This is a genomic window from uncultured Martelella sp., assembly GCF_963677965.2.
In the GTDB taxonomy this organism is placed as follows: Bacteria; Pseudomonadota; Alphaproteobacteria; order Rhizobiales; family Rhizobiaceae; genus Martelella; species Martelella mangrovi.
On sequence record NZ_CAXXFM010000001.1, the window covers coordinates 3,559,267 to 3,585,675 of the forward strand.

A 26,409-nucleotide genomic window follows, 5' to 3' on the forward strand; every position below is an offset into this window, starting at 1 on the left:
TATGAAATGATCGCGCTTTTGCTGTTCTTCTCGATGATGCTGACCATGCTGACCGGCCAGCGCGTGTTTGCTGCCATCGGTTTTGTCGGTGTTGTGGCGGCGGCTTTCCTGTGGGGCACGGGCGGCTACGAAATCGGCTTTTCAGCCGGCATGAAGCTGATGAAGTGGTATCCGATGCTGACGCTGCCGCTGTTCATCTTCATGGGCTACATGCTGTCGGAATCCGGCATCGCCGAAGACCTCTACAAGGCATTTCACGTGTGGATGGGCGGTCTGCCGGGCGGGCTTGCCGTCGGCACGATTGCGCTGATGGTGGTGATTTCGGCCATGAACGGACTTTCTGTGGCGGGCATGGCCATCGGCGCGACCATCGCGCTGCCGGAACTTCTCAGGCGCGGTTATGACAAGATCATGGTGTCCGGCGTCATTCAGGCGGGCTCGTCGCTTGGCATTCTGGTGCCGCCGAGCGTGGTGCTGGTGCTTTACGGCATGATCGCCCGCCAGCCCGTCGGCAAGCTTTGGGTCGCAGGCGCGTTGCCCGGCCTGCTGCTGGCGGCCCTGTTCATCATCTACATCATCATCCGCTGCCGCATGAACCCGGCGCTCGGGTCGTCGCTGCCGAAGAAAGAACGCGACATGCCGCTTGGCGAGAAGTTGAAGCTTCTGCGCGCCGGCATCATCCCCTTCCTGATCTTCTTCCTGATGATGGGCCTGTTCCTGATGGGCGTCACCAGCCTGACGGAAAGTGCCGCCATTGGCGCGCTCTCGGCGCTCGTTGCGGCCCTCGTCAAACGGCGGCTGACGTGGAAGCTTTTGAACCGCACCATGGAGCAGACGCTCGGCATTTCCTGCATGTTCATGTGGATCATTCTGGCTGCTCTCTGCTTCGGCGCGGTGTTTGACGGGCTCGGTGCGGTCAGGGCGCTGGAACATCTGCTGCTTGAGCGCTGGGACCTCGGCCCCTGGGAAATCCTGATCATGATGCAGATTTCCTACATCATCATGGGCACGTTTCTGGATGACACGGCGATGCTGGTGATCGTCGCGCCGCTTTACGTGCCGCTGGTCGGCCATCTCGGTTTCGATCTGGTCTGGTATGGCGTGCTCTACACCATCACCTGCCAGATCGCCTATATGACGCCGCCATTTGGCTACAACCTGTTCCTGATGCGGGCGATGGCCCCGCGGGAGATTTCGCTGACCGATATTTACCGCTCCGTCTGGCCGTTCGTGATGATCATGATCACCGGCCTGGCGATCGTCACGGCATTTCCGCAGATTGCCCTGTGGTTGCCGAACCTCGTCTATGCGCGCTGAGGGGAGTGGCCGAAGCGCGTTGGTGTGCGTCCGTTCGACCGGGCGTTTGTGAAGGAAGGCCCGGCAGAAGGCCGGGTCTCAACGACCTGAGAAGCAAAACAGAGGGAAGCAGCAATGACCAACAGACGCAGTTTTTTGAAGAATGCGGGCCTTGCGACCGCAGCCGGCGCCACGGCGCTTGCCGCCCCCGCCGTCACCCGCGCCCAGAGCAAGATCACCTGGCGCCTGCAGACCTATGCCGGAGCGGCACTGGCCGAACACGTCATCAAGCCGTCGATCGAGGCTTTCAACACGGCGGCCAATGGCGAGATGGAAATCCAGCTTTTTACCGCCGACCAGCTGGTGCCGACGGGCGAACTGTTCCGCGCCATGCAGCGCGGCACCATCGATGCCGTCCAGTCCGATGACGACTCGATGAATTCGCCGCTCGATATCAAGGTATTCGGCGGCTATTTCCCCTTCGCCTCGAAATTCAGCCTCGATGTGCCGACGCTGTTTTACGAATACGGCCTCGCCGATATCTGGGAAAAGGCCTATGCGGAGGTCGGCGTGCAGTGGATTTCCGCCGGCGCCTGGGACCCTTGCAACTTCGCCACCGTCAATCCGGTGAAAAGCCTGTCCGATCTCGAGGGCCTGCGCATCTTCACCTTCCCGACGGCGGGCAAATTCCTGTCGCAGTTCGGCGTGGTGCCGGTCACGCTGCCGTGGGAAGACGTGCAGGTCGCCATGCAGACCGGCGAACTCGACGGTCTGGCATGGTCTGGCATCACAGAGGATTACACCGTCGGCTGGGCCGATGTGACCAACTACTTCCTCACCAACAATATTTCCGGCGGCTGGTGCGGCTCGTTCTTCGTCAATTCCGACAAATGGGCCGAAGTGCCGGAGCATCTGAAGGTGCTGTTCCGCATGTGCACTGATTCCTCGCATCTGCACCGCCTGCACTGGTATTGGGGCGGCGAGGCGCGGCTGCGCGCCCATGGCGAAAAGCTGGAACTGACCACCATTCCCGATGCCGAATGGAAAACGGTGGAGGATGCCGCCGATACGTTCTGGGACGAGATTGCCGCCGAGACCGAACGTACGGCCGAAGTGGTCAAGATCCTGAAACAGTATCAGGCCGACATGAAGGCAGCCGGCCCGCCCTACCGCGCCGGCTGATCGGGGCTGCGACCGGGGCAGGGTTTTAACTGTCACCCGTGCCTCTATTTCGCGTCACCCTCAGGCTTGACCCGAGGGGCCAGGCAAGGTTCTCCGTGCCGCCTGGATGCTCGGGTCAGGCCCGAGCATAACACTTGAGGGAAGGGCAAAGGCGGCCTTGCCGCCGGCGCCAACACTGTTGACAAGGATCGTCCGGAGCACGTTTGCTCCGGGCGGTCGCACATGAAGGACGCCGCAGTCGCGTTCGACAACCGATGGGAAGAGCCTGATGAGCGCAAGCTACACATTCGACGAACTGAAACGGGACGTGGCCGAAGGCCGGATCGATACGGTGCTTGCCTGTCAGGTGGATATGCAGGGCCGGCTGATGGGCAAGCGTTTCCACGCCGAATATTTCGTTGAAAGCGGTTATCGCGAAACCCATTGCTGCAATTATGTGCAGGCCACCGACATGGAGATGCACACTGTCGAAGGCTATGAATCGACAAGCTGGGCGGCAGGCTATGGCGATTATACGATGAAGCCCGACCTCGGCACGCTGAGGCGCATTCCCTGGCTGGAAGGCACGGCACTTGTGCTGTGCGATGTCGAAGACCATGCCACGCATGGCGAGGTTGCGCATTCGCCGCGCGCGCTGCTGAAAAAACAGGTCGCCCGCCTTGAGGCGCTCGGCTTTCGCGCGATGATGGCGACCGAGCTTGAATTCTTTCTCTTCAACCAGTCTTTCGAAAGCGCCGAGGAAGCCGGTTATCGCGGGCTGAAGCGGTCGAGCGCCTATAACGAGGATTACCACATCTTCCAGACCACCAAGGAGGAGGATGTGATGCGGGCGATCCGCAACGGCCTGCAGGGCGCGGGCATCCCGATTGAAAATTCCAAGGGCGAGGCGGATGCCGGGCAGGAAGAACTGAACGTCCGCTATGCCGACGCGCTGACCATGGCCGACCGCCACGCCATCATCAAGAATGCCTGCAAGGAGATCGCCTGGCAGAAGGGCAAGGCCGTGACCTTCATGGCCAAGTGGAATTACGATGCCGCCGGCAATTCCTCCCACGTGCATCAGTCGTTGTGGAGCGCTGACGGCACGACCCCGCTGTTCTTCGATCCCGACGGGCCCTATGGCATGTCGAAGCTGATGGAGCACTATGTGGCGGGCCTGCTCGCCCATTCCTCTGAAATCACCTATTTCATGGCGCCCTATATCAACTCCTACAAGCGCTTCATGGCCGGCACCTTCGCGCCGACCAAGGCGATCTGGTCGCGCGACAACCGCACGGCGGGTTTCCGGCTCTGTGGGGAAAAGACCAAGGGCATTCGCATCGAGTGCCGCATCGGCGGGGCCGATCTCAATCCCTATCTCGCCTTTGCCGCCCAGCTTGCCGCGGGCCTCGATGGCATCGAAAAACAGATGACGCTCGAAGAACCCTATGTCGGCGACGCCTATGGCGCGGGCGGCGATATCCGCGAAATTCCGAAGACGCTGCGCGCGGCCGCCGCCGCCATGAACGGTTCGGAATTGCTGCGAACGGCTTTCGGTGACGGTGTCATCGACCACTATTGTCGCGCCGCCGAATGGGAACAGGAAGAATACGACCGCCGCGTCACCGATTGGGAGATTGCGCGCGGATTTGAACGGGCTTGAAGGGGCGATGCCGTATCGGTGCAAGAAAACGGCATTACCTCTTGATATAAAAGTGAAAATGACAGGATGGTGGTCATGACGATGATCCAATGTATTTCGCCGATCGATGGATCGGTCTATGCCGAGCGGGAGGCGGTTTCCGCTGCCGCCGCAAGCGCTGCCGTCACAAGGGCGCGTGCGGCCCAGAAGGATTGGGCGCGACGGCCGCTGGACGAGCGGGTCTCGCTGGTGCAGGCGGGCATCAGGGCGCTCAATGCCATGAGCGACGAAGTGGTTGAGGAGCTTGCCTGGATGATGGGCCGGCCGGTGCGCTATGGCGGTGAGTTCGGCGGCGTCAACGAGCGCGCCGAGTATATGGCCAGCGTTGCGGCGGAAGGGCTGGCGCCGATCGCGCTGGAAGACAGCGGCAATTTCCGGCGCTACATCGCGCGCGAACCGCATGGCGTCGTCTTCGTCATCGCGCCGTGGAACTATCCGTATATGACGGCGATCAATACCATTGTTCCAGCGCTGATTGCCGGAAATGCCGTGATCATCAAGCACGCCAGCCAGACGCTGCTGGTCGGCGAGCGCATCGTTAAGGCTTTCGTGTCGGCGGGGATCCCGGAATATTTGTTCCAGAATCTGTTTCTCGATCATGCGACAACATCCGAACTGATTGCGGCAAAAAGCTTTGATTTCATAAACTTCACCGGCTCTGTTGAAGGCGGACGTCAGATGGAGCGCGCAGCCGCCGGCACCTTCACGCCGTTAGGGCTGGAGCTTGGCGGCAAGGATCCGGGCTATGTCATGGAGGATGCCAATCTCGATGCGGCCGTTGCGACGCTGATGGACGGCGCCATGTACAATGCCGGCCAGTGCTGCTGTGGCATCGAGCGGATCTATGTGACGGCAAGCCTCTATGATGCCTTTGTCGAAAAGGCGGCTGCCTTCGCTTCCGCCTACACGCTTGGCAATCCGCTGGATGAGGCGACGACGCTGGGCCCGATGGCAAACCGGCGCTTTGCCGCGGTCGTGCGCAAGCAGATCGGAGAGGCGGTCGCCGCCGGCGCAACGCCGCTGGTCGACCCGAAACTGTTTCCCACGGATGACGGCGGCACTTACCTTGCCCCGCAGGTTCTGGTGAATGTCGATCACAGCATGAGCGTGATGCGCGAGGAAAGTTTCGGCCCGGTCGTCGGCATCATGAAGGTCTCCTCCGACGAGGAGGCGCTTTCGCTGATGAATGACAGCCAGTACGGCCTGACCGCATCGCTGTGGACCGCCGATCACGAGCGCGCGGCGGCACTCGGCGCCCGCATTGAAACCGGGACCGTGTTCATGAACCGCGCCGATTATCTCGACCCGGCGCTGTGCTGGACGGGTTGCAAGAACACCGGCCGTGGCGGTTCGCTCTCCATTATCGGCTACCATAACCTGACCCGTCCGAAGTCGTACCATCTGAAGAAAGTCACACAATGAGCTTCACAGCCAACTGGAGTTATCCGACCACGATCAAGTTCGGCGCGGGCCGCATCGCCGAACTCACTGACGCCTGCAAGAGCCTCGGCATGGCCAATCCGCTGCTGGTGACAGACAAGGGGCTGGCCGGCCTGCCGATCACGCAAAATGCGCTCGATATCCTTTCCGGCAGCGGACTGGACTGCGCGCTGTTTTCAGACGTCGATCCGAACCCCAACGAGAAGAACCTTGCCGCCGGTATCGCCGCCTACAAGGCGGGCGGACATGACGGCGTGATCGCCTTTGGCGGCGGGTCCGGTCTCGACCTCGGCAAGCTGGTGGCGATGATGGCCGGTCAGACCCTGCCGGTCTGGGATTTCGAGGATATCGGCGACTGGTGGACCCGGGCCGATGCCGATGCGATTGCCCCGATCGTGGCGGTGCCGACGACTGCCGGCACGGGCTCGGAAGTCGGCCGGGCCGGGGTGCTCACCAATTCCGAAACCCATGTGAAGAAGATCATCTTCCACCCGAAGCTTCTGCCGGGCGTGGTGATCTGCGATCCGGAACTGACCGTCGGTATGCCTAAAATCATCACCGCCGGTACGGGGCTTGATGCCCTGGCCCATTGCCTGGAGGCCTATTGCTCGCCGCATTACCACCCGATGTCGCACGGTATTGCGCTGGAGGGCATGCGGCTGGTGAAGGATAATCTGCCGCGCGCCTACAATGACCCGGAGGATCTGGAAGCGCGTGCCGAAATGATGAGTGCTGCGGCGATGGGCGCCGTTGCCTTCCAGAAGGGGCTCGGCGCCATTCATGCGATCTCCCATCCGCTTGGCGCGGTCTACAACACCCATCACGGCATGACCAACGCCGTGGTCATGCCACCGGTGCTGCGCTTCAATCGCGAGAAGATTGAAGGAAAGTTGAAACTGGCATCCGATTATATCGGTATTTCCGGTGGTTATGACGGCTTTTTCAATTTCATTCTCGAGTTCAGGTCAGCACTCGGCGTGCCGGAAAACCTGACGGCAATGGGCATTGCACCGGACCGCATCGACGAACTTGCGGCGATGGCGCTTGAGGACCCGAGCACGGGCGGCAATCCCGTCGAGATGACGCTCGAAAATACCAGAGCGCTTCTGGCCGACTGCTTTTAAGGCGGTTTCGTCCGGTCTTTGAAAGGGGCTGCGACCGTGGAACCTTCAGCTGTTGATAGGGCACGGTTCGCCATCCTTCTTTATGCTCGGGCTTGCCCCGAGCATCCAGTCGCAGTCCATCGTCACCGGAATTTCAGTTTGAAAATTAAATAAATCAAACTGTTATGCGGTAGATGTTCAATTTATGCATCAATGTCGCTGGCTCCTCGGGACCGGCCCGAGAATGGCGTCCGCAGCCCTGAGCGCGCCGCGACTGTAACGCCTTTCTGTTTTACGTAGCTGCTTCCAGAATCTCGTCCTTTGCCTTGTCGCGGTCGGCGCGCACCAGACCGGTCAGAAGGCGCGGCAAAGCCTTCCTGCTGCCGGCAAGGGCGGCCAGGTTTTTACCGTCCCCGGGCAGGCCGAGGCTTTCGGCAGCCTTGGCCGCGCGGGCATCGCAGAAGGGGTAGTGCTCCTCCCAGGCGATCTGAACCTCGCGGAAGAAGATATCCGCGCCGGTCTCGCCAATGCCCTTGAAGGCCTTCAGGCGTTTGCGTTGTTCGGCCGGATCACGACCGGCCTTGTCCCTCAGCCGGCGCAGGTCGCCGCCGTATTCGTCTTTAAGCAGATCGAGCGTGTCGGCAAGATAACGCGCCGTGCTTTCGTCATAGCGGGCATAGCCGTTTTCATTCAGCACCTTCACGCGTTCCGCCCAGGATGTGGCCGCCATCTTCTCCGGTGTCGTCCAGCCGGCGTCGAAAAGCGCTTTCGCAGCCTCCTGCGCCTTGTCGGCGCTGATCCGCGCACTCATCAAAAGTGCGCAGACGAGCCACTGAAACAGAGGCGCCGGCGTGTTCTTCGTCACATCGATATGGAGTATTTCCGCATAGCTTTCGGGGTAGCGTTCCAGAACGGCCTTCACGATCGCTTTCTCGCTCGCCTTCACTGTCATGGTTTACGCTCCTTCGGTCATTGATGGCTGATGCGGGGTAATTCCACGCTTTTCCGTCAAACACCTGCGAGAGCCGGATGTTCCGGGGGGAGAGTTGCGTCCGACCTTCGAAATGCTCTAGGTGTCGTCAGGTCGCATTGTCTGGACGGGAGGAAACCTTGTCGCTGTTTTCCGCATTCGCGGTCTATTTCGTCATCTGGTGGGTGACATTGTTTGCGGTTCTGCCCTTCGGGCTGCGCACCCAGGATGAGGAGGGCGATGTCGTCCCCGGCACCACGGCAAGCGCGCCGCATCGCTTTCGTCCCTGGCGGGTGATCTTCTGGACTTCGCTGGTGGCAGCGCTCGTCTTTGCCGCCTGGTATCTGGTCGTGATCGTTGCGGGCTACGGGCTGGAGGACCTGTCGGCGCTTTTCTGGACGTCCTGATCCGGCACCTTTTGAGATGAGCGGAACGAGTTCTAGAACCGCATGCGCAGGAAGGCGCTGCCGAGGCCGTAATCGTAATCCTTGGTGCCGCTGTCGCCGGTCGAGCGGCCATATTCGAAACGCGCGCCGAGCTCGAGATCGGTCAGCAGGAACTTGATGCTGGTCTCAAGCCCGCCGTAATAGGCGCCGCTGTCGATGTCTTCCGGGGCGAGGCGGGAATTGTTCTCGACCGTCACATCGCCATAGACCTGCCGGTAGCCGGCATAGGGCGAAAGCGTCACCAGGCCGAGATTGCCCTTTGCCGCGACATAGGCGCCGATGGAGTTCAGCTGCGTGTCGGTCTTGCCTCCGCCGGTACGGGTCTCGATCTCCTGCGTGGTGCCGCCGAGCGATGTAAACCCGGTCACCCCGGCGCAAAGATTGACCGGTCCCTTGCTGCAGACGCCCAGCCGGCCGTCAATGCCCCAGTAGCTGTCGGCGATCAGGTCATCCAGCGCATCCTCGTTCATATGCAGCATGAAGGCCGCGGGCCCGCCGGAAAGATCGAGGAAGAAGGCATCGGAAAGATCGGCAGCATGTGCGGATACCGGCAGGGTGGCGAAGCCGGTCAGCACTGCCGTGGCGGCCATCGATGTAAACTGGTTGCGGGGCACGGCCGGTCCTGTCCTTTTACGCGAAGTCGTCGGGCCGTTTTCCGGTAAATGGTTGAAGGGGTCAACGCGGCGTGGGCAAAGCCTCGTTTCGTGGCAAAGAAAGTATTAATCCGGAGAAGATGAAGCCGTTGCCAAAACTGCAAAAAAAAAACAAGGCCTGAGGCCTTGTTTTCAAGTATCGCGTGATCCGTTCCGTTTCCGGGGCTGCGACAAACGCGCCAGGATCGATCCTCCCAAGACTTGACCGCGAAGAAAAGGCAAGAATTTAAGCTCCCTGCCTGTTTTATGGGCTTAACCTAGCCCAATGATTGGGCTTTGTCATCCCTTATTTTGCAATTTTGCGACAGTCGGAAGACTTTTTAAGTTTGACAAACACTTTACTGTGTTCTGCAACGTTTCAATTGCTTGACATTTGTCATCTCCCTTTGCTGCGGCCCTGATGGGCAGTCTGCCGCCGGCCTGTTTCGCGGCTTTAATTCTGTTGCGGAAGCCGCTAAAAGGGCCGGAATAAAACCAGTATGCAATCGATTCCCGGCCCGCCGGGATGGCGACAAGGAAGTAGTCTCAGATGCGTCTTTCCCGTTATTTCCTGCCGATCCTGAAGGAAACGCCCAAGGAAGCAGAGATTGTCTCGCACCGTTTCATGCTGCGCGCCGGCATGATCCGTCAGCACGGGCAGGGCATCTATTCCTGGCTGCCGCTGGGCAAGCGCGTTCTGGACAAGGTCAACCGCATCATCCGTGAGGAACAGGACCGTTCCGGCGCGGTGGAGCTGCTTATGCCGACCATGCAGTCGGCGGATCTGTGGATCGAGAGCGGGCGCTACGAGGCCTATGGCAAGGAAATGCTGCGGATCACCGACCGGCAGGACCGCGCCATGCTGTTCGGCCCCACCAACGAGGAAATGATTACCGAGATCTTCCGTTCCTCCGTCAAATCCTACAAGCAGCTGCCGCTCAATCTCTACCACATTCAGTGGAAGTTCCGCGACGAGATCCGCCCGCGCTTCGGCACCATGCGCTCGCGCGAATTCATGATGAAGGATGCCTATTCCTTCGACCTGACGCTGGAAGGGGCTGAACATTCCTATCGCAAGATGTTTGCGGCTTACCTGCGCACCTTTGACCGGCTGGGCCTGCGCGCGATCCCGATGCGCGCCGATACCGGCCCGATCGGCGGCAATCTCAGCCATGAATTCATCATTCTGGCCGAAACCGGCGAATCCGAAGTGTTCTGCCATCGCGATTTCGTCAATTTCGATATTCCCGCCGCGGATCTCGACTTCGACAATGTCGAAACGCTGAAGGGCATTTTCGATCAGTGGACCTCGCTTTATGCCGCTACCGACGAAATGCATGATGCGGGCACTTTCGAAGCGCTGCCGGAAGGCGAACGGCTTTCCGCCCGCGGTATCGAGGTCGGGCATATCTTCTATTTCGGCACCAAATATTCCGAGCCGATGAATGCTGTGGTGCAGGGCCCCGACGGCAAGGAACATCCTGTGCACATGGGTTCCTATGGCATCGGCCCGACCCGCCTTGTTCCCGCCATCATCGAAGCTTCTCATGACGAAAACGGCATCATATGGCCGGATTCGGTCGCCCCCTTTGATGCGGTGATCATCAACATGAAGGTTTCGGATGAGGGGTGCAGCGCTGTCAGCGAACGGCTCTATGAGGCGCTGGCGAATGCCGGCCTCGATGTCCTTTATGACGATACCGACGAACGCGCGGGCGCAAAATTCGCGACTGCCGATCTGATCGGTGTGCCGAGCCAGATCGTGGTCGGTCCGCGCGGTGTCGCGGCCGGCGAGGTCGAAATCAAGGATCGCAAGTCCGGCGCCCGCGAGACGATGTCGGTGGACGCCGCGATTGCCCGGCTGACAGCCGGGCGCTGAGGAGTAACGACAGATGGCCGCGGGCGAACCCGACCAGACAATGGATGCCGCAAGGGCAAAGCCTTTTTCCGTCTTCGAACGCATGGTGGCGTGGCGCTATTTGAGGTCTCGCCGCAAGGAAGCCTTCATCTCGGTGATTGCCGGTTTCTCCTTTCTCGGCATCATGCTCGGCGTTGCCACGCTGATCATCGTCATGGCGGTGATGAACGGTTTTCGCAGCGAACTGGTCAACCGTATCCTCGGCATCAACGGCCATATCGTCGTGCTGCCGGCCGGTGAGCCGTTTCCCGATTATGCCGCCCTGACCCAGCGCCTTGAGGGCGTTGACGGTGTGCGCCTTGCCTTTCCGCTGGTGGAAGGCCAGGCGCTGGTATCCGGTGCGCAGGGTGCAGGCAGCGGCGCGCTGGTGCGTGGCGTGCGGCCCGATGACATGCTGAACCTCAGCACCGTCTCCGACAATATCATCGAAGGCGACATGGTCGGTTATACCAGTGGCGATGGCGTGCTGATCGGTTCACGGATGGCGCAGTCGCTCGGGCTTTTTGCCGGCGACAAGATCACCATGATTTCGCCGGAAGGGGACGTGACCCCCTTTGGCGTCAATCCGCGCGTCAAGGCCTATACGATTTCCGGCATATTCGAGATCGGCATGTCGGAATATGATGCCTCGATCATCTTCATGCCGCTTGCCCAGGCCCAGGCCTACTTCAATGCGGGGGACACGGTGCAGAGCATCGAGGTGTTCGTCGATCATCCGGACGATGTCGATGCCGTGATCCCGAAGGTTCGCGAAGCCGCCAATGAGGATATCCTGATCTCCGACTGGCGGCAGAACAACCGCACCTTCTTCTCAGCGCTGGAGGTCGAGCGCAATGTGATGTTCATGATCCTGACGCTGATCGTGATCGTTGCCGCGCTCAACATCATCTCCGGGCTGATCATGCTGGTGAAGGACAAGGGACCGGATATCGCGATCCTCAGGACGATGGGCGCGACGTCCGGCGCAATCATGCGGATCTTCTTCATGACGGGGGCGGCGATCGGCATTGTCGGCACGCTTGCGGGCGTTTTCCTCGGGGTGGTGGTTTGTCTCAACATCGAGTCGATCCGCGAGTTCTTCTCCTGGGTGACCGGAACGGTGCTGTTCGATCCGCAGCTTTATTTCCTGTCCACGCTGCCGGCCGAAATGAGTTTCGGCGAGACAATGACCGTGGTCATCATGTCACTGACGCTTTCATTCATCGCGACGATCTTTCCGGCGTGGCGCGCCTCCCGTCTCGATCCGGTTCAGGCGCTGCGCTACGAATAGCGGGAGGATTATCTTGGTGAATCCGTCTCTGGAATTGAAGTCGATCGTGCATGAATACGGGCAGGGGGATTCTGTCCTTCAGATCCTGAAGGGCGCATCGCTCAAGCTTATGCCGGGTGAGATGGTGGCGCTGGTGGCGCCATCGGGCACGGGCAAGTCGACATTGCTGCAGATTGCCGGCCTGCTCGAAAAGCCGACGTCGGGGGAGGTCTTCCTCAACGGCCGTGAAGCGACATCTCTGGATGATGATGCGCGCACCACCTTCCGGCGCAATGATGTCGGCTTTGTCTATCAGTTTCATCATCTGCTGCCCGAATTCACGGCACGCGAAAACATCATGCTGCCGCAGCTGATTGCCGGGCTCCCACCCCGCGAGGCCGGCGAACGCGCCGACCAGATGCTCGATTATCTCAAGATCGGCCACCGGGCAGAGCACCGTCCGGCGGAGCTTTCCGGTGGCGAGCAGCAACGTGTTGCCATCGGCCGTGCCGTCGCCAATGCGCCAAGCCTGCTGCTTGCCGATGAACCGACCGGCAATCTTGATCCCGGCACGGCCGGTTATGTGTTCGAGGCACTGGAAGCGCTCGTTCGCCAGTCCGGCCTTTCGGCCCTGATCGCGACACACAACCTCGAAATCGCCGAGCGCATGGACCGCCGCGTAACCCTGCAGGATGGCCTCGTCGTCGATCGCGACGTTCCGGCTGTTTCCGGGTGATCCGCATTCCCACCTGACGACTTGAAGTGACGGTTTGCCCTGCATCTTGCCGGGCAAGCCGTTCCTTTGCCTTTGGCCCGTCGACAGGCGCCTCAAGGCCTGAATATCCGGCAAGAGTCTCCAGCCCGTCCGGGGTGACGACAGCGGCAAGCTGCTGAACGTCACTGCATGGGATCTTCTGCATTATTTTTTGAATTTCGGGTTGCGAAATAGGAAAATAGTCCTAATATAGAAATGCAACCTGAGATGGAATTTATAGACATGCAGAATCCAAAGAGTGTTCTCCTCATCGTTAAGTAAAGTTTATGTGACGCTTATCGTTCCATTTAAAAACATGTAATTGAAATTTGCATGTTTTTTCTAACTTTGTTTAATTGTATTTCTGAGTTTTGTTTTTAAATAAATAATATTTATCCAATTTAATATTCAAATTATACAAGTAAATAAAAAATATTATTTGTGTTTACTTATACGATGTCGAATATATAATTGTATATATTGGGAATGCTCGCTGTGATTGGTGAGGTCTTTCGACAAGAGAGGGTTTGATATGGGGCAAAGCGGGAATGACAATGATGGCCGGAAATCGTCGGGACGTTCGGAGGAGGAGCGTGCCGCCTGGAACCGCTACATGCGGAACTTCCGGCGCAGTTTCAAGGATCGCGGGCTGACCAGCCTGTCGACGGTGATTACCACTGAACATTCTGAATTTATTGAGCGTTTCGGACGTGAAAACGCATGCCAATCGAAAAGGGAGGCGCTGATGATGATCATCGATGATGTCAAGAAACGCTTCGAATCCGACGACGACAATGATAATGAGGACTGACGTGGAGCTGACCTTGCAATCGATATCGGCTCCGGCAGTGAACGATCGACGTTGATGTCAAAGAAATGTCGATTTAATCAACCATAGGTAGTTTATGCGGGGCGATTTCGTATTCGCCCCGTTCCGTTTATGCTGCGGACGTCTGACATGTTGCCGCCATCTGACCCGGTTCCACGCGTTCTTTCTGAAACGCTTCAGGACAGCCTGTATTCATCGTCTGCGCCGGTCTGCAGGTTCTCATCCATAGTGAAGGAGCATGCCGCGGTGCTGTGAGATATCTATTGAAAAAAAAACGACGGGAAAGCGTGTTGCATCCAGCCGCCGGCTCGCCTAAGAGAGCCGAGTAGTTTCTGATCGGTTCTAAGCGCGTGTGGCGGAATTGGTAGACGCAGCAGGTTTAGGTCCTGCCGCCGCAAGGTGTGGGGGTTCGAGTCCCTCCACGCGCACCATTTGATTTTCAGGTTGTAGCGTGACGCGCGGTTTTGCAATTTTGACAGTGTAGCGTGTGTAGCGTGACGCGCGGTTTTGCAATTTTGACAGCTGGTTTTGCAGCAATCTATTTTCCCTCATCCTCTCATGAAAGCAAACTTCTGCTAGACTAGACGCAGCTCCACACGGGCCAATGTTTCTAGACGCTGTAGCGTTGTTGTCATGAAAGGATGAAGCAAATGGCGGCAGACGAAAGCCAATCTGGTCCTCCGTTTCTCATTGCTTCATTTGATGATCTTGCAGCAGTTGATCTTGACGTCTTGCTTGGGAGCCTTAGTCGTTCAGATGTTCATTCGCTCGAGAAGGCTCTCGGAGCAGCGATAAAAGAATTTGAAGCGACGGGAGACGAGCGCGCGCAGCGAGCATGTCGCCTTCTATTTATCTTGTGCTCATTCCACCTTCGGATTGATGACCCAGCAAGTGCGTGGGGTCCTCGATGGCAAGAGCCTTCTGCGCGCAGCTACATCGCGTCTGATTTGCGTGGAGAACAGAACGACGTCATGGCGACAATTGCTGCGGACATTGCTCACCCCGCGTTGAGGGCGAGAATGGCCGATGTGGTTTGGTACAATGATAGAAGCAAAAGGGAATGCGCCGACGTTGCTATCGAGGCCTATTGCACATTGATCAGGAAAAGGCTCGACGGGGAGTTTACCCCACGTTCGGAGCGCCTGCCGGAAAGCATCATCGAGCTTGTAGATTACCTAAAACGATCGTTCCAGATCATTACCGGGTCAAGGAAGCGCGGAGAAATCCCTGACTTGGCCGCAGCAGCTCTCGAAGACCTGTACCAGCGAGCTTTTAAAACCGATCAATACGTGGCTTTTAGACACGTTGCGGAATTGGGCATTGGACATAAGTTACTGGAAGTCGAGCGAGTAGCCAGTGATGCCGAGGCGCTCGCGGCGCGTTGCGACAAGGAAACTTACCGTCCTGCAGTCAAGAGCGTCCTGCAGCTTGCCGCCTACCTATACAAGAGGCTTGGTGACGATGACGCCAAAAGGCGCTGCCATGAGCATGCCGTCGATCAAACGCTAGCTATGCGCGATCAATTACCTTCTCCCATGGTTCGAGCATATTGGACGCGAGTTGCGATAGGAGAACTTCGCGAGGCAGGAGGATTTAAAGAGCGTATTCAGCAGTTGCGCTTCGAGCTATTGGCATTGCAAGACGAAGCTCTTGATGAGACTGGTCAGTTCAGCATTCCAATGGACTTGTCCGAAGAACGGAAAACGACCACAGAATACTTTGCTCCCCTCGTGCCTTCGGAGTTCCTGCGGCAGTTTGCCCTTATGATCAAACTACCGAAAGTGAGCGAATTGCGTGAGCAAGCACTTAAGAACCGGGAAGAGTTCGTTGCCTCCACTCTCTTCGGCGCCAGCTATACGGATCGAGAAGGTAAAACAGTAGCTGAAACCCCAGCAGCCCCTATTGACGGCGAGCCGGACGAAGACTGGATGAGGCAACAGTCAATCCAATATCTGGACATGCTTCGCGCTCAATGGGTGAACGGTTTCATTGAGCCTGCTAGAAGGGTCGCCATGGAACGATTTCCCGTTGAGGAGCGTCACCTTGCTCCTATCGTAGGCCAAAGTCCCTTCGTCCCGCCAGCGCATGGATATATTTTCGCGCTTGGGCTATCGCGCTTCTTTCAGGGCGACTTTGTATCTGCAGCGAATATCCTGGTTCCGCAGCTCGAGAATTCAGTTCGACATGTGCTGCAGAATGCCAACCGAGATACATCCAAAATGTTCCCCGATTTGTTACAGGAAGACCGCTCATTATCGGGAATGTTGGAATCGTCGCGAGATCAGCTGATTGAAGTGTTTGGTGCTGATCTCACTCACGAAATTGATATGCTGTTCATCTATAAGCCGGGTCCATCACTCCGGCATGAAATCGCGCACGGCAAGCTAACGGAAGGCGAATATTACCACTACACGGCAATCTTTGCCTGCTGGCTAGTTTATCACCTTACCTGTCTCCCGCTCATCAAATACGGGTGGAACGAAGTTGCTCCCTCAATCGATGAAATCTTTGGGATATAGGCCAAAGCAAACTCCTGGTCCAAGGAAGCGGGCTTTGTCATGTCAATCCATCGTCCCGACCCGGTGAATAGCCCTTGCTGCAGCCAGTAGCGAGGCCAGCCGCTCAATGGTGGCGTCGACCGGGGCGAGGGCGCCGATGGCGCTGTTGCGGCGACCCTGGCCGATATCTTCGGCCGCGAGGTCGATCTGGTTCATGATGTCCTCGGCGTCGCGCTGCATGGCCTTGATGATCTGGGTGAGGGCGATCTTGTTGTCACTCATGTCGGTCTCCTTCGTTGATGACCGGACCATCGCTCTCGTGGCGGCCGAAGACGAGCAATCGGAGTGCTTCCGTCGGCCGGATGTGAATCAGTTTTGCTGTCACCGGCCTCATTCGGCCGCCGCGAGCAAAGGCTTTGCTGGCGTGATGATGACCTCCTTCACGCCCTTTCCATTCCCCTCCGAAATCGAATAGGTGCAGTCCACCTCCTCGATGTCGAACCGTGAGAAGGTTTCGAAGACGCCTTGAACGGCGTTTAAGGACAGGATGAAGGTGCCTTGAAGGCCGGCTAAGGCCTCCGCCATCGCCTCGAAATCCTCCCGGCCGAAGACGCCCGTGCCATAGTCAGCCTCGTTTCCCCAATAAGGCGGGTCAAGGTAGAACAGCATGCCGGGGCGGTCATAGCGGCGGATGAGGTCTTGCCAGGGCAGGCATTCGATGACGACGCCGGAAAGGCGTTCGTGAATGTCCTCCAGCGTCGAGGCGAGTTTGACCAGGTTGAAGCGGGCGCCGGTGGTCTTGCTGACGCCGAAGTTCCGGCCCGACACCTTGCCGCCGAAGGCGAGGCGCTGGAGATAGAGGAAGCGGGCGGCGCGTTCGAGATCGGTCAGCGTGGTGGGGTCGGTCTTCATCAGCCGTTCGAACTCTCGCCTGCCGGCAATCTGGAAGCGGAGCGTATCCATGAACTGCGGAAAGTGCCGCTGCAGGATGCGGAAGAAGTTGGCGACGTCGCCGCTGATATCGTTGATCACCTCCGTCTTCGGCTGGCGATCGCGGCGCAGGAACACGCCGCCCATGCCGACAAAGGGTTCGGCGTAGCCGTCATGGTCGATCGCGTTGATCTTGCGGATGACGGTTTTCGAGAGGATGCGCTTGCCGCCGATATAACCGGCTGCAGGCGTGACCGGGGCAACCGGCCGCTGATTTACCATTTCAAATATCTCACGACTCAGTCACAAGCCCGAGGCCCGCTTAATGCGGGTACGGGTGCGACGGTTATCGTTTGTTGCTGTCGGGCGGGTCTGGACGCCAATCTGTGGCCCGCCGCCAGGGCTTGCCCTGGCCACCTGTCTTCCAAGCTGGCCGTCAGACCTCGAGTTTATCGGTTGCGAAGGTCGTCACAGCGCGTCTCCACCCGGCCAGCCGGCTTCTGTGTCGATTGCCTCAAGTGCGGTCTCATCGCCTGCGGCCAACACCGCGTCTTTCAGGTCGCGGGCATGCTGGCGCAGCGCCGCATAGTGATCGCCAACGGCGGCTGCCAGCGCCAGTCCGTCGTCCGGTGTCTCTAACTGGATGCGGCTGTTTTCGACCGTGATCCAGCCGGTCTTATAGCTGTCGGGCCAATTGGCTGAGCCGGATGTGACAGCAAGCGCGGTCGCGGCCATGGCCGACATATCCGCGCGACTGGACTGATCGAGCGCGACATGCTGGTCAGCGGCGTACCTGTAACCGTCCGCTAGCCGTGCATTGAGGCGGTTGTTGATTGCCGCAGTCTTGCGCGCCTGCAAAACATGCAAAGCCGGTGATGCGGCAACCCACGCGCCATCGATCAACGCGAAATCCTCACCCGGCTTGACCGGCACTTCGACCGTGCCATCTGGATAATTGAATTTGATGCGTTCAGATGGCGCGCTTGTCGTCTGCCAGTAGCCGCGCGATGGATGATAATAACCTTTTTCCATTATCGAAGCTCCAGCCATGAATTTGCAGCGCCTGCGCGATAGTAGTGACCGACCGGAACGATGAAATAAGCGCGCTTACCGTTTTCAGAAGAAAGTCCTCCGCCTATTGGCTCATAGGTAACACCGTCCGAAGATATAGATGCATATCCGGTATTATTCGCGAATATGTAGACCATGATCGGCTTGCCGAGCGTATTCTGATATGCCGTCCCGCTGGTTCTCATGGATTTCATATCCTGCCATGTCTGGCCAACACCGAGACCCGCCGAGACAGCGTTGGTTGTTGCCAATGCCAATGCATCGTCGACATATCGCTTTGTCGCGGCGTGGAGGTCTCCTGCTGGATCGCTATCCAGCGTAAGCGGCCCGGTCATCGTGCCGCCGGCACGCGACAGGTAATTCGCAAGGGCCGCTGTCAGCGTCGGATTGGTGACATAGCTTGCAAGTGCCGCCGCCAGCGCCTCGTCGGTGGTATATCCGCTCAGATCGACCGCACCGACGGCCGTGGCGATCAGCGTCGATATTGCCTTCCGTAACTGTGTCCAGCTTCCGACATCAGGCTCCAGCCCCGCGGCTTCGATTACCGCCATGATTTCTTCCTGGACGCTTGTCAGCCATTGCGCGGTGACGACCGTGCCTTCCTGGCTGCCGCCGCCAGTCGACAGTATTTCATCCTGAAACCCTCGTTTGCCGCCGCCTAGATCAGCGACCGCCGTACCAGTAATCCGGTCCATGTCTCACGCTCCCGAATATTGGAAAATGAGGCGCGTATGCGCCGGTTTGATAAGCTGGAAATACGCCTCGGCCGAGCCGTTCACCTGAAACGCCGCAAGCGAGTGACCGGCGCGGTTCCGGCCGACACGGAAAGGCACAACCTCAACGGCCGGCATGGAGATCAGCCAGGTGAACTGCTCGCCATCGGCAATCAGCGGCGTTCCAGCGCGAAGTACGCCGGCGCGCGACGGCCAGAACTCGGTGATTGCGATGTCGAGGCCGAGCATTTCGCCGATCCGCAAGAAATACGGAATGGACTGACCGCCCTTGGCGGTCCATCGCTGATGGGCAAGCTTGCGGCGATCGTCAATGCCGGAAAGCGCCAGATCACGCTTTGCCGGATCTGGCCCCAACACCCTTTCGAAATCGGCAAGGCAATGGTCGGCCGTGCGCGGATCGATCTCGTCCATCATTGTCGCTGCCGCCTGTTCGGCCGTCAGAACTTCGCCTGCAACGGTCTCATGGATGGCGTCCATCACGCCGCCCTCGGCCGGGCGGGCAAAGCCCAACGGCCAATGCGCGCGGATAGAACGCACAATGTCAGCAAGCCGCCTCATGTCTTTTTCCCGCCCGCGCTCATGCCTCGACCGCCCAGGTGATGGGTCCGGGAACCGGAAACTGATAGTCGCCCAGCGTATAGCTTTCCGCCGGCACGATCATGTCATGGGCATATTCGCCGCCCGCCGCCGAGATTTCCTCCGACAGTCTGGAACGCTCGATCGTGGCGCCGATCGGCGTTTCATTGCCGTCATCGTCATCGCTTCCAAGCGTATTGATGAAGCGTTCGAAAGCCTCCTGAATGGCCGCGCGGACCAGTGGCGTATCCGGGCGGATGCACACCGTGATCGGCACTTCGATGATTTCAGCAGCGTGAATGCTGACATAGGCGGTGACCGGCCGAACGCCTTCCGGCGTCAGCGGCTTGCCAAGATAGTCGAGCATGGCCTCGCGCTCTTCATCGCTCGGCGCGCGGCCGCTGCCATCCTCGTTTCGCATTGCCACGACAACGCCGACAGAACCTCGACCGATCACATCCGGGATCACGCGCACGGCTTTGACGGCAAAGGCATCATCCAGCCAGTCACGGTAATCATAGCCAGCGCCACCCTGCGGCGGCTTGCGGATATGGGCAATGGTGGCGGCCTGCAGCTCCTGCCATGACATCTCGTCAGCGCCGCCGGCAAAGGCGGTTTCGACCGTGATCGTGTCGATCTCGGGCCAGGGGTCGACGGCGGTAAACTGGATGCCGGTTTCGTAATTGCCTGCAGTCCCGGCCAGAGCGGCCTTTGCGCTCACGCTCACCGATCCGCCGGCATCGATCATGGCTTCCTCGGTCGTTGTGAAGATCAGCCCCTCGGACGATGACATTTCAAAGCCCGAAGGCAATGGCGTTTCGGGATCGCCGGTGATGGTAACGGTTCCGACCGCATAGGTGGCCGGGCGCTGTCTGACGCCGAAGATCGAAGCATGACGGGCCACGAATTCTTCCTCGGCCGTGTCGACAAAATATTGCCGGCCCCACCACGCGACGTGGCTGTGCACCGAACGCAGCTCAAGCGAGATCGCCCGCAAGAGCCAGGCAAGCAGGCCCCGCGACGACCGGAGAGCAAAGGAAATAGCCTTGGGCGTGTGGCGAACGCCTTTGGCATCAAGCACTTTGGACATGCCGGTCTCAAGCGTGGCGGCCATGCGTGCGGCGATCGTCTTGGCATCCGGGATCGGCCAGCTCATCGGTCAATCCTTTTCGAAACGGTGATGGCTTCACCGGCGACCGAACATCTAAGCCCGAGCATATTGCGGGCGTGCCACCATGCCTCGATCTCGGCCACATCGCCGGTCATATCCTCGGCCCAGAACAGGCTGTCGCGGGCATAGTATTCGGTCAGAAGCCGGGTTTCTTCGCTCTGCTTCGAGCGCGACAACAGCCAGAGCCTTGAACCGGCAAACCTGCCATCGCCGTCAAGCGCATCGCCGGGGCTGCCGCGCCGTTCCTGAAACGATGACGGGTTTGCGCTCCATTGCGTGCGGCCGTCCGGCAGGACATCACCATCCAGCGCGCGCGCATCAAGGCCGATCGACAACAGCATCGGTGTAACCGGCGTGGTGTCGACTGCCAAGTCGCCGTCTTCTGCAATCGCAAGATCGCAGGACCGGGCTTCCGTATCGAGGATGAGGGCGGCATCGCAAAACATGGCCGCGAGAATGACACGCGCGCGCGTGTCAATGTCATGCCTGCGGCGGGAGGTTTGTCAGTCCATTCGGGGGCTTGGAGGCGGGCCGCCAGGATGACCGTGCCCGTTATATTTGTCACGCATTTCCTGCATCGAGCCGTTCCTGTCGGTCACATTGCCAGTGGCTTCGATATCGCCTTCGACCTTCAGGATCTGCGCGGTGATGAAGACGCCGGCATCTGTCCGGATCGTGATCTGGGCGCCGGTCTTGATATCCAGCGTGCCGTCGGCCATCAGCACCATACGATCGCCGCCGGCATTGTAAAGCCCGACCTCGTTTTCTTTCAGCCCGCCCATGCGCGCAGACGGATTGGCGACGGGAAGCACGACCAGGTCGCCTTCATCGCCGCCAACAGCCAGCACGATCGCCAGCGCGCCGTCGGCCGGAACATGCGCGGCAAAACCATAAGGCTGCATGACCTCGACATTGTGCCGCCAGACACCGTCGGCGACCTCGACCGAAGCCGTCTGCAGCGCGCCGTTATCTTTCACATTTTTCAGTGTTGCGCGGCGGATCATGCCGCGATTGGTGTCGGTCATGTCAGTTCCTTTCCGCGCGTTGCGAACGGAAAAGTCTGCAACTTTTCCTGCCCGCGCTCATAGCGGCTCCGCTGTCGTATCCAGCGCCTTTTTCTTTTTCGCGGGCTTGTTCTTGCGTTGCTTCTTTTTCGGGTCGCCCTTCTGGAAGGCGTCCGGCGAGGTCACGGCAAGAGAGGTGATCGCACCGTCATCATTGTTCTGGATGAAGGTGACCTTCGAAATCAGCATGTCGCGGTTGATATCGTTGAAGGCGTCGGCAACAGGTACGGTCGTGTTCGGCCGCCACAATGAGCCGTCCACCGAATGACCGCGCATGATATAGGTGATCTCTTCCGAGGCACCGCGCGCCGTATTGCGCCGCCATTCGGCCTCGTCCTTCGCGGCGTCGTGATCGGCCTTGGTGCGCGCCAGATAGACTTTCGGACGGTAACGATCGATCTCGTCATCCTCAGCGAGGCCGGTAGCAGCTGTGCCGGCGCGTTCGGCATTGGTCGCGGACCCGTCACTGCCGGTCCGCTCTGACGGCAAAAGCGGCTCGGCCGTGGCGTCGAGTTTCGCCTTGCCGCGCTTCTTGCCGGCGCGTTCGCTGGTGCCGCGAACCACGGTCTTTGAATATCGGCCTTCGTCGCTTTCGTCGATCGACGCTTTCAGAACATTGCCCGGGAGGGATATTGCGCCGGCGGCCTTGTCCTCGCCGGTGCGCGTGATCACCACATTGCCGACCCCATCGGAAAGCACGCGCACCTGTCGCTGGCGTGCACCTTTCTCGATGGCCGTGAACGGGCTTTCATCGAGGTCGATGGAGTAGCGGGCGAAAGGCGCGCCGGTATCGACTTCCGAGCGGACGCCGATGCCATAAGGCTTGACTATGCGCCTGACGGCATCCTCCAGTTTCACATTGTGCATCTCGGCCGGCGTGTCATCGACCAGCGCCGTGCAATCGATCAGGTCGCCAAGCTTGCAGCGACCTTCCACGGTGATATCGGCAAACTGGCTTTCGATGTTGGACGAACGCTTTTCGACATGGCCATTCAAGACGGCCGTGCCGTCGATCTTGATCGAAACCGTCGCGCCACGCTTCAGGCGTTTGTTTTTCGCGCTGTGGACATGGGCAAGCGTTGCGGCCGAGGCGTCCTGATCATGGCAATAAAGCATGAACTTCGCGGCGAACTCTTTCATGTCAAGCGAGACCTCCGCGCCGGTCCAGCCTTCAAACAATGTACTGTTGATCATCACTTCGATCATGGCTTCAAGACCCGGACTTCGCCGGTCGGAAGGCGGGTAGGATGGCGTGGGCTGTTGCGCGAAACGATGTCGCGCCAGACCGCCTCGAGGTCTGCCGGATCGTCGCCGGAAATATGTGCGGCAACCAACCAGGCGTCGGTGGGGCCGGTGAGCTGCAGCGTCAGCGTTTCCGGCAACTGCCCGATGATTTCATTGAGCGCGGCCGTGACTTCGACCTTCAGTGTTTCAAGGGCGGATATCAGGCCATCGATCTCACCGGCAAACCGTCCGGAAGAAAACCCGCAAAGCGCGGCAATCAGGCCGTCGGCCGAGGATAGAACCTGCGCCCTGACGGCAAGGGCCTGTTCGGCGCTGTCGAAGGCAGTGTAGGGGATTTGCGCGGCAGCCTGCGCAATCGCATGCCCGGAGGCGATCGCAAGCAAGGCCCGGTCGGGATCGGACGGCGCATCGCTGATCGTGTCGGACAACGCTTTGCCGAGCGTCAGGCCGAGCGTGGTAAGTGCGGCCGGCGCTGCCGGGGTTTCCGGGGCTGCTTCGGCCGCTGCCGCAATGAATGGCGTATCCGAAACCTCGCCAAAGCGGGATGTAAGATCGGCGATTTCCGTTTCGAATGCGTCCGGCGTTGTCGGCGCCAGGCCGGATGCCGCTGCCGACACGCGCGGCAGAAACCGCGCCGATCCTGCGACCGGCTGCAGGTCGCCAATGGCATCGCGGACAATGCCGGTCGAGCGATTGACCGCGCGGGTGCGCGCAGCCGAAATCGACCGCGACGATACGGCCGAGAAAAGCAGGACGGCGGCAGTGCCGATCAAGGACACCGCTGAAAGGATGCCTCCAAACCCGTTCAAAATGCCCGTGAAGCCGGTTTGAACCTTTTTGAATTTTGCCGAAAACCGGACAATGCGCAGCTCTCGGGATGCCAGAGTGATCGTGGCGGGTTCGACCAGAATGACCCGCATCGGGCCTTGCCACGGGTGGATCAGCATGGCCGGCCCTGGCTGGTTGAAGGCCGTTTCGAGCGCGAGTGCCTGCGCCTGATAGAAGTCTCCGGCGATCACGCCGTTCAGCGTGATTTCGGCCGGATGGCGGCCGAAGTCGTCATAGGCCGCGTCTTCGACGCCTGGAAACAGATATTCGACCAGCCGTCGGCCGGCCTTCGTGGATGTGTCGGGAACATCAAAGGCGATGCCGCGATAAACGCCCTGGAGCAGTCCTGGAAGCGTCGCCATCAGGGCATCCCCACGGCTTTGCCGGTTGGCAGACTGTCATGGCCGCCGCCGCGAACACGGCCTGTCGTGCGCGTGACTGTTGTTCCGGGTTCGCCCCGCACCCAGACTTCGCCCGACATGTCCACGTTGCTGTTTGCTGCTTGCTGCGGCATCGGCTGGGCCTGCTGACCGCCACTACCGCCCATCCATTTCGGACGGTTTTCCCAGCTCGGCCAGCTGATCAGCGAGGAAATATCAATGCTGCCGATCGCATCCAGAATGCGACCGCCGATATTCGAAAACCACGAGACCAGCGCATCGATCCTGTTCTTGACGGCATCGACCATCGCCTGCGCGGCCTTTGCACCGGCATCGCGGAAACCGGCCTCCATCTCGTCCGAATAGTCTTTCATCGTGAATATGGACTTGATGCTGCCCCAGAGATCGAGACCGGAAAACCAGCCAGTGAGACCGTTCCACCAGCCCTCCACCACGGCCCGCGCCTCCGCCAGATTGGCAGAGACCGCCGCCGTGTCGATACCGAAGAAGGACGCAAGGTCGACCACCTGACCGCCGACCCAACCGGCAAAATCCGAAAGCGCCCCCATGATGTCGGCCACGGCATCCCACATCACCGACGAGAAACCGGCTATGAAATTGGAGATCGGTTCCCAATAGTGCCAGACAGCCACACCGATGGCGGCAATCGCCGCCACGATGGCGGCAATCAGCCCCCATATGGGCGCGGTGATGCCAGCAAGTGCTGCGCCGATCGCACTCATGACAGCCATCAGTCCCTCAAACAGGAAGGATAGACCGGGGATGGCGAACAGCATGCCCCGAAACCCTGTTGCAAGACGACCAAGCCATGAGAGCTTCACGCCATTCATGGCAGCGAGTGATGATTGCAGGGCAATCGATCCGGCTGCCGCGCGATAAAAATAAGCCGCAAGCCGTAACGCCCCCTTTCCGGCAAGCCAGAGCGGCGAAAGGACGAGGCGCAAGCCGGCAATCACGGGCGGCAACACGAAACCGATGACGCCAAGCGCACCGCCAAGCAATACGCCGGCTCCGGCAAAGCTCAGCGCCTTGTGCACGCCGCCGTCCGTCTCCTTATTCCAGGCGCGCAACTGATCAAGCCCGGCTTTCAGGTATCCATTGATCTGCGGCAGCCATTCGCCGAAAGCCAGACCGACTTCGCGAATGCCTTGCGTACCGATTTCCCGGAAGGTTTTGAGCTGGCGGTTCAGCCCCTTCATCTGCGTTTCGAAGTCGGCATCGATGACCGAGCTGTCGGCCTGATCCATCTTGTCGCGGATCGCCTTGTATTCATCGACATTGGCCATGAACGGGATCAGGAAATCCATGACCTGTTGATCCTGGAACAGTTCTCCAAGCCCGCCAGCGCCTGCGATCTGGACAAGCTGCTCACGTACGGCATCAAGCGCTTCGGCTCCCTGAAGGCCGTTTGCCTTAGCCTTTGCCATCATCTCCGCGATCTGGTTTTCGGAAACGCCGGTCAGTTTCATGACCTTCTGCAGGACCGCTTCGATTGGGTTGATGCCTTTCGTCGCGGCGTCCTGCATCACCGCTTCGATGTCGACGCCCATATCCTTGAAGTTCTTGACCGTTGCCGGTGCGAGGATCTTCGACAGAAAATTCTTGAGGTTGTTCGCCGCTTCGGCGGGGTCGGACGTTCCCTTGCGGGCGATCTGCAAGGCCGCGCCCAGAAAGCCAACGGCTTCCTGTCCCTTCACGCCGAACTTTGCCACCTGGCTTGTAAGTGACGGAAAATAGCGCGCCATGTCCTTGAGCTCGAATGCGCCCAGCTTGCCGGAGGTGACAAGCATGGCCAGCACCTTCTCGATCTGGTCAGCTGGAACGCCCAGCGTCATCATCGACGAAGTCGCGACGGCGGCAATATCGTCGGTTGCCGCATTGGCCGCCGTGGAGACCTTGGCGATATCGTCGATCGCGCCGTCGATCAGCGCGCCATCGAGGCCGGCCGCATACATATTGGCGACGGCGGATGCGATCTCGTCCGAGGCCTGCCCGGTGGCAAGCGCCAGATCCTCAAACCGGGTTTTCTGGTCATCGGTGAACTTGAAGGCCGCAGCCCCTGTCAGCTCGGCCGTGCCCGCCATATCGAGGAGTGTCTGCTGAAAATCCGCCGCACCCGCGATCGGCGCCATGAAGGAAATGCCGGCAATGGCCGCACCGACAACGCCGATGCCGCTGGCAAGACGGGTGAAGCCGCGCACCGTGCCGGAAAGCCGGCGCAGCGGGCCGCTCATCAAGTCACGCAAGCGAACGAGAACATCGAGGGCCATCTGTCCCTGGGCCATGTCAGCTCTCCTTCATTTCCTTGCGGGCATGCATGATCGCGTTCCACCAGAAGACCAGGTCGCGGCTGTCCAGTCCCATGATTTCGGCCGCGCCAAACCCGGAGTG

24 protein-coding genes and 1 tRNA gene are annotated in these 26,409 nt (G+C 59.4%); 12 read left to right on the forward strand and 13 right to left on the reverse strand.

All coding sequences use genetic code 11. From position 1 onward, the window contains the following. The first annotated feature begins 6 nt into the window (after positions 1–6). From ACHZCU_RS16555 to ACHZCU_RS16575, 5 genes are all read left to right on the forward strand, one after another. On the forward strand, positions 7–1,317 hold the full coding sequence (locus ACHZCU_RS16555; RefSeq protein WP_319519814.1) for a TRAP transporter large permease subunit: 1,311 nt from the start codon (positions 7–9) through the stop codon (positions 1,315–1,317). A gap of 114 nt (positions 1,318–1,431) precedes the next feature. Beyond that, positions 1,432–2,478, forward strand: coding sequence for a TRAP transporter substrate-binding protein (locus tag ACHZCU_RS16560; RefSeq protein WP_319519614.1), 1,047 nt, complete (start codon positions 1,432–1,434; stop codon positions 2,476–2,478). 268 nt (positions 2,479–2,746) lie between these two features. Beyond that, complete coding sequence (locus ACHZCU_RS16565) at positions 2,747–4,120, forward strand: glutamine synthetase family protein (RefSeq protein WP_319519615.1); 1,374 nt, start codon at positions 2,747–2,749, stop codon at positions 4,118–4,120. Positions 4,121–4,195: 75 nt separating this feature from the next. Further along, positions 4,196–5,581 carry an aldehyde dehydrogenase family protein gene (locus tag ACHZCU_RS16570; RefSeq protein WP_319519616.1) on the forward strand — a complete coding sequence of 462 codons (1,386 nt, stop codon included), beginning with the start codon at positions 4,196–4,198 and terminating at the stop codon, positions 5,579–5,581. Continuing rightward, positions 5,578–6,723 carry an iron-containing alcohol dehydrogenase gene (locus ACHZCU_RS16575; protein WP_319519617.1) on the forward strand — a complete coding sequence of 382 codons (1,146 nt, stop codon included), beginning with the start codon at positions 5,578–5,580 and terminating at the stop codon, positions 6,721–6,723. Before ACHZCU_RS16570 ends, ACHZCU_RS16575 begins: the two co-directional genes overlap by 4 nt. Positions 6,724–6,994: 271 nt before the next feature. Here ACHZCU_RS16575 and ACHZCU_RS16580 read toward each other — a convergent pair whose 3' ends face one another. Then, the gene (locus ACHZCU_RS16580) at positions 6,995–7,654 is read right to left on the reverse strand and encodes a hypothetical protein (RefSeq protein WP_319519618.1); all 660 of its coding nucleotides are present in this window, start codon (positions 7,652–7,654) and stop codon (positions 6,995–6,997) included. A 158-nt stretch (positions 7,655–7,812) separates the two neighbouring features. Here ACHZCU_RS16580 and ACHZCU_RS16585 point away from each other — a divergent pair, with 158 nt between their 5' ends. Continuing rightward, positions 7,813–8,079 carry a DUF1467 family protein gene (locus tag ACHZCU_RS16585; protein WP_106301184.1) on the forward strand — a complete coding sequence of 89 codons (267 nt, stop codon included), beginning with the start codon at positions 7,813–7,815 and terminating at the stop codon, positions 8,077–8,079. A gap of 32 nt (positions 8,080–8,111) precedes the next feature. Here ACHZCU_RS16585 and ACHZCU_RS16590 read toward each other — a convergent pair whose 3' ends face one another. Next, positions 8,112–8,732 (reverse strand): hypothetical protein, encoded by a 621-nt coding sequence (locus tag ACHZCU_RS16590; protein WP_319519619.1) that lies wholly within the window; start codon positions 8,730–8,732, stop codon positions 8,112–8,114. A 568-nt stretch (positions 8,733–9,300) separates the two neighbouring features. Between ACHZCU_RS16590 and proS the strand changes: the two genes are divergently transcribed. The 6 genes from proS to ACHZCU_RS16620 all read left to right on the forward strand — a co-directional run bounded on the left by proS (position 9,301) and on the right by ACHZCU_RS16620 (position 16,019). After that, positions 9,301–10,629, forward strand: a complete 1,329-nt coding sequence (gene proS / locus ACHZCU_RS16595) for a proline--tRNA ligase (RefSeq protein WP_319519620.1) — start codon at positions 9,301–9,303, stop codon at positions 10,627–10,629. Positions 10,630–10,642: 13 nt separating this feature from the next. Next, positions 10,643–11,938: a lipoprotein-releasing ABC transporter permease subunit gene (locus ACHZCU_RS16600; protein ID WP_106301177.1), complete on the forward strand. Its 1,296-nt coding sequence runs from the start codon at positions 10,643–10,645 to the stop codon at positions 11,936–11,938. Positions 11,939–11,948: 10 nt separating this feature from the next. Beyond that, positions 11,949–12,653, forward strand: coding sequence for an ABC transporter ATP-binding protein (locus tag ACHZCU_RS16605; protein ID WP_319519815.1), 705 nt, complete (start codon positions 11,949–11,951; stop codon positions 12,651–12,653). Positions 12,654–13,173: 520 nt separating this feature from the next. Further along, positions 13,174–13,482 carry a hypothetical protein gene (locus ACHZCU_RS16610; RefSeq protein ID WP_319519621.1) on the forward strand — a complete coding sequence of 103 codons (309 nt, stop codon included), beginning with the start codon at positions 13,174–13,176 and terminating at the stop codon, positions 13,480–13,482. A 364-nt stretch (positions 13,483–13,846) separates the two neighbouring features. Further along, positions 13,847–13,931, forward strand: a tRNA-Leu gene (locus tag ACHZCU_RS16615). 219 nt (positions 13,932–14,150) lie between these two features. Further along, entirely contained in the window at positions 14,151–16,019 is a 1,869-nt protein-coding gene (locus tag ACHZCU_RS16620; protein ID WP_319519622.1) for a DUF4209 domain-containing protein, read from the forward strand. Between the two features lie 42 nt (positions 16,020–16,061). Here ACHZCU_RS16620 and ACHZCU_RS16625 read toward each other — a convergent pair whose 3' ends face one another. The 11 genes from ACHZCU_RS16625 to ACHZCU_RS16675 form a co-directional block, all read right to left on the reverse strand. Continuing rightward, positions 16,062–16,280, reverse strand: a complete 219-nt coding sequence (locus ACHZCU_RS16625; RefSeq protein WP_319519623.1) for a hypothetical protein — start codon at positions 16,278–16,280, stop codon at positions 16,062–16,064. A 108-nt stretch (positions 16,281–16,388) separates the two neighbouring features. Then, the gene (locus tag ACHZCU_RS16630) at positions 16,389–17,210 is read right to left on the reverse strand and encodes a DNA adenine methylase (protein ID WP_319519624.1); all 822 of its coding nucleotides are present in this window, start codon (positions 17,208–17,210) and stop codon (positions 16,389–16,391) included. A 186-nt stretch (positions 17,211–17,396) separates the two neighbouring features. Continuing rightward, entirely contained in the window at positions 17,397–17,960 is a 564-nt protein-coding gene (locus tag ACHZCU_RS16635) for a hypothetical protein (protein ID WP_319519625.1), read from the reverse strand. Further along, entirely contained in the window at positions 17,960–18,694 is a 735-nt protein-coding gene (locus ACHZCU_RS16640) for a hypothetical protein (RefSeq protein ID WP_319519626.1), read from the reverse strand. The genes ACHZCU_RS16635 and ACHZCU_RS16640 overlap by 1 nt, the downstream gene beginning before the upstream one ends. 3 nt (positions 18,695–18,697) lie before the next feature. Beyond that, positions 18,698–19,291 carry a putative phage tail protein gene (locus tag ACHZCU_RS16645; protein ID WP_319519627.1) on the reverse strand — a complete coding sequence of 198 codons (594 nt, stop codon included), beginning with the start codon at positions 19,289–19,291 and terminating at the stop codon, positions 18,698–18,700. 19 nt (positions 19,292–19,310) lie between these two features. After that, positions 19,311–20,465 (reverse strand): baseplate J/gp47 family protein, encoded by a 1,155-nt coding sequence (locus ACHZCU_RS16650; protein ID WP_319519628.1) that lies wholly within the window; start codon positions 20,463–20,465, stop codon positions 19,311–19,313. Continuing rightward, the gene (locus tag ACHZCU_RS16655) at positions 20,462–20,851 is read right to left on the reverse strand and encodes a phage GP46 family protein (RefSeq protein WP_319519629.1); all 390 of its coding nucleotides are present in this window, start codon (positions 20,849–20,851) and stop codon (positions 20,462–20,464) included. The genes ACHZCU_RS16650 and ACHZCU_RS16655 overlap by 4 nt, the downstream gene beginning before the upstream one ends. A gap of 132 nt (positions 20,852–20,983) precedes the next feature. Beyond that, positions 20,984–21,505, reverse strand: coding sequence for a phage baseplate assembly protein V (locus ACHZCU_RS16660; protein WP_319519630.1), 522 nt, complete (start codon positions 21,503–21,505; stop codon positions 20,984–20,986). Between the two features lie 57 nt (positions 21,506–21,562). Further along, entirely contained in the window at positions 21,563–22,750 is a 1,188-nt protein-coding gene (locus ACHZCU_RS16665; protein WP_319519631.1) for a phage baseplate assembly protein, read from the reverse strand. After that, positions 22,747–23,979, reverse strand: a complete 1,233-nt coding sequence (locus ACHZCU_RS16670; RefSeq protein WP_319519632.1) for a DNA circularization N-terminal domain-containing protein — start codon at positions 23,977–23,979, stop codon at positions 22,747–22,749. Before ACHZCU_RS16670 ends, ACHZCU_RS16665 begins: the two co-directional genes overlap by 4 nt. Beyond that, positions 23,979–26,303 carry a phage tail tape measure protein gene (locus ACHZCU_RS16675; RefSeq protein WP_319519633.1) on the reverse strand — a complete coding sequence of 775 codons (2,325 nt, stop codon included), beginning with the start codon at positions 26,301–26,303 and terminating at the stop codon, positions 23,979–23,981. Before ACHZCU_RS16675 ends, ACHZCU_RS16670 begins: the two co-directional genes overlap by 1 nt. Positions 26,304–26,409 lie beyond the last annotated feature (106 nt).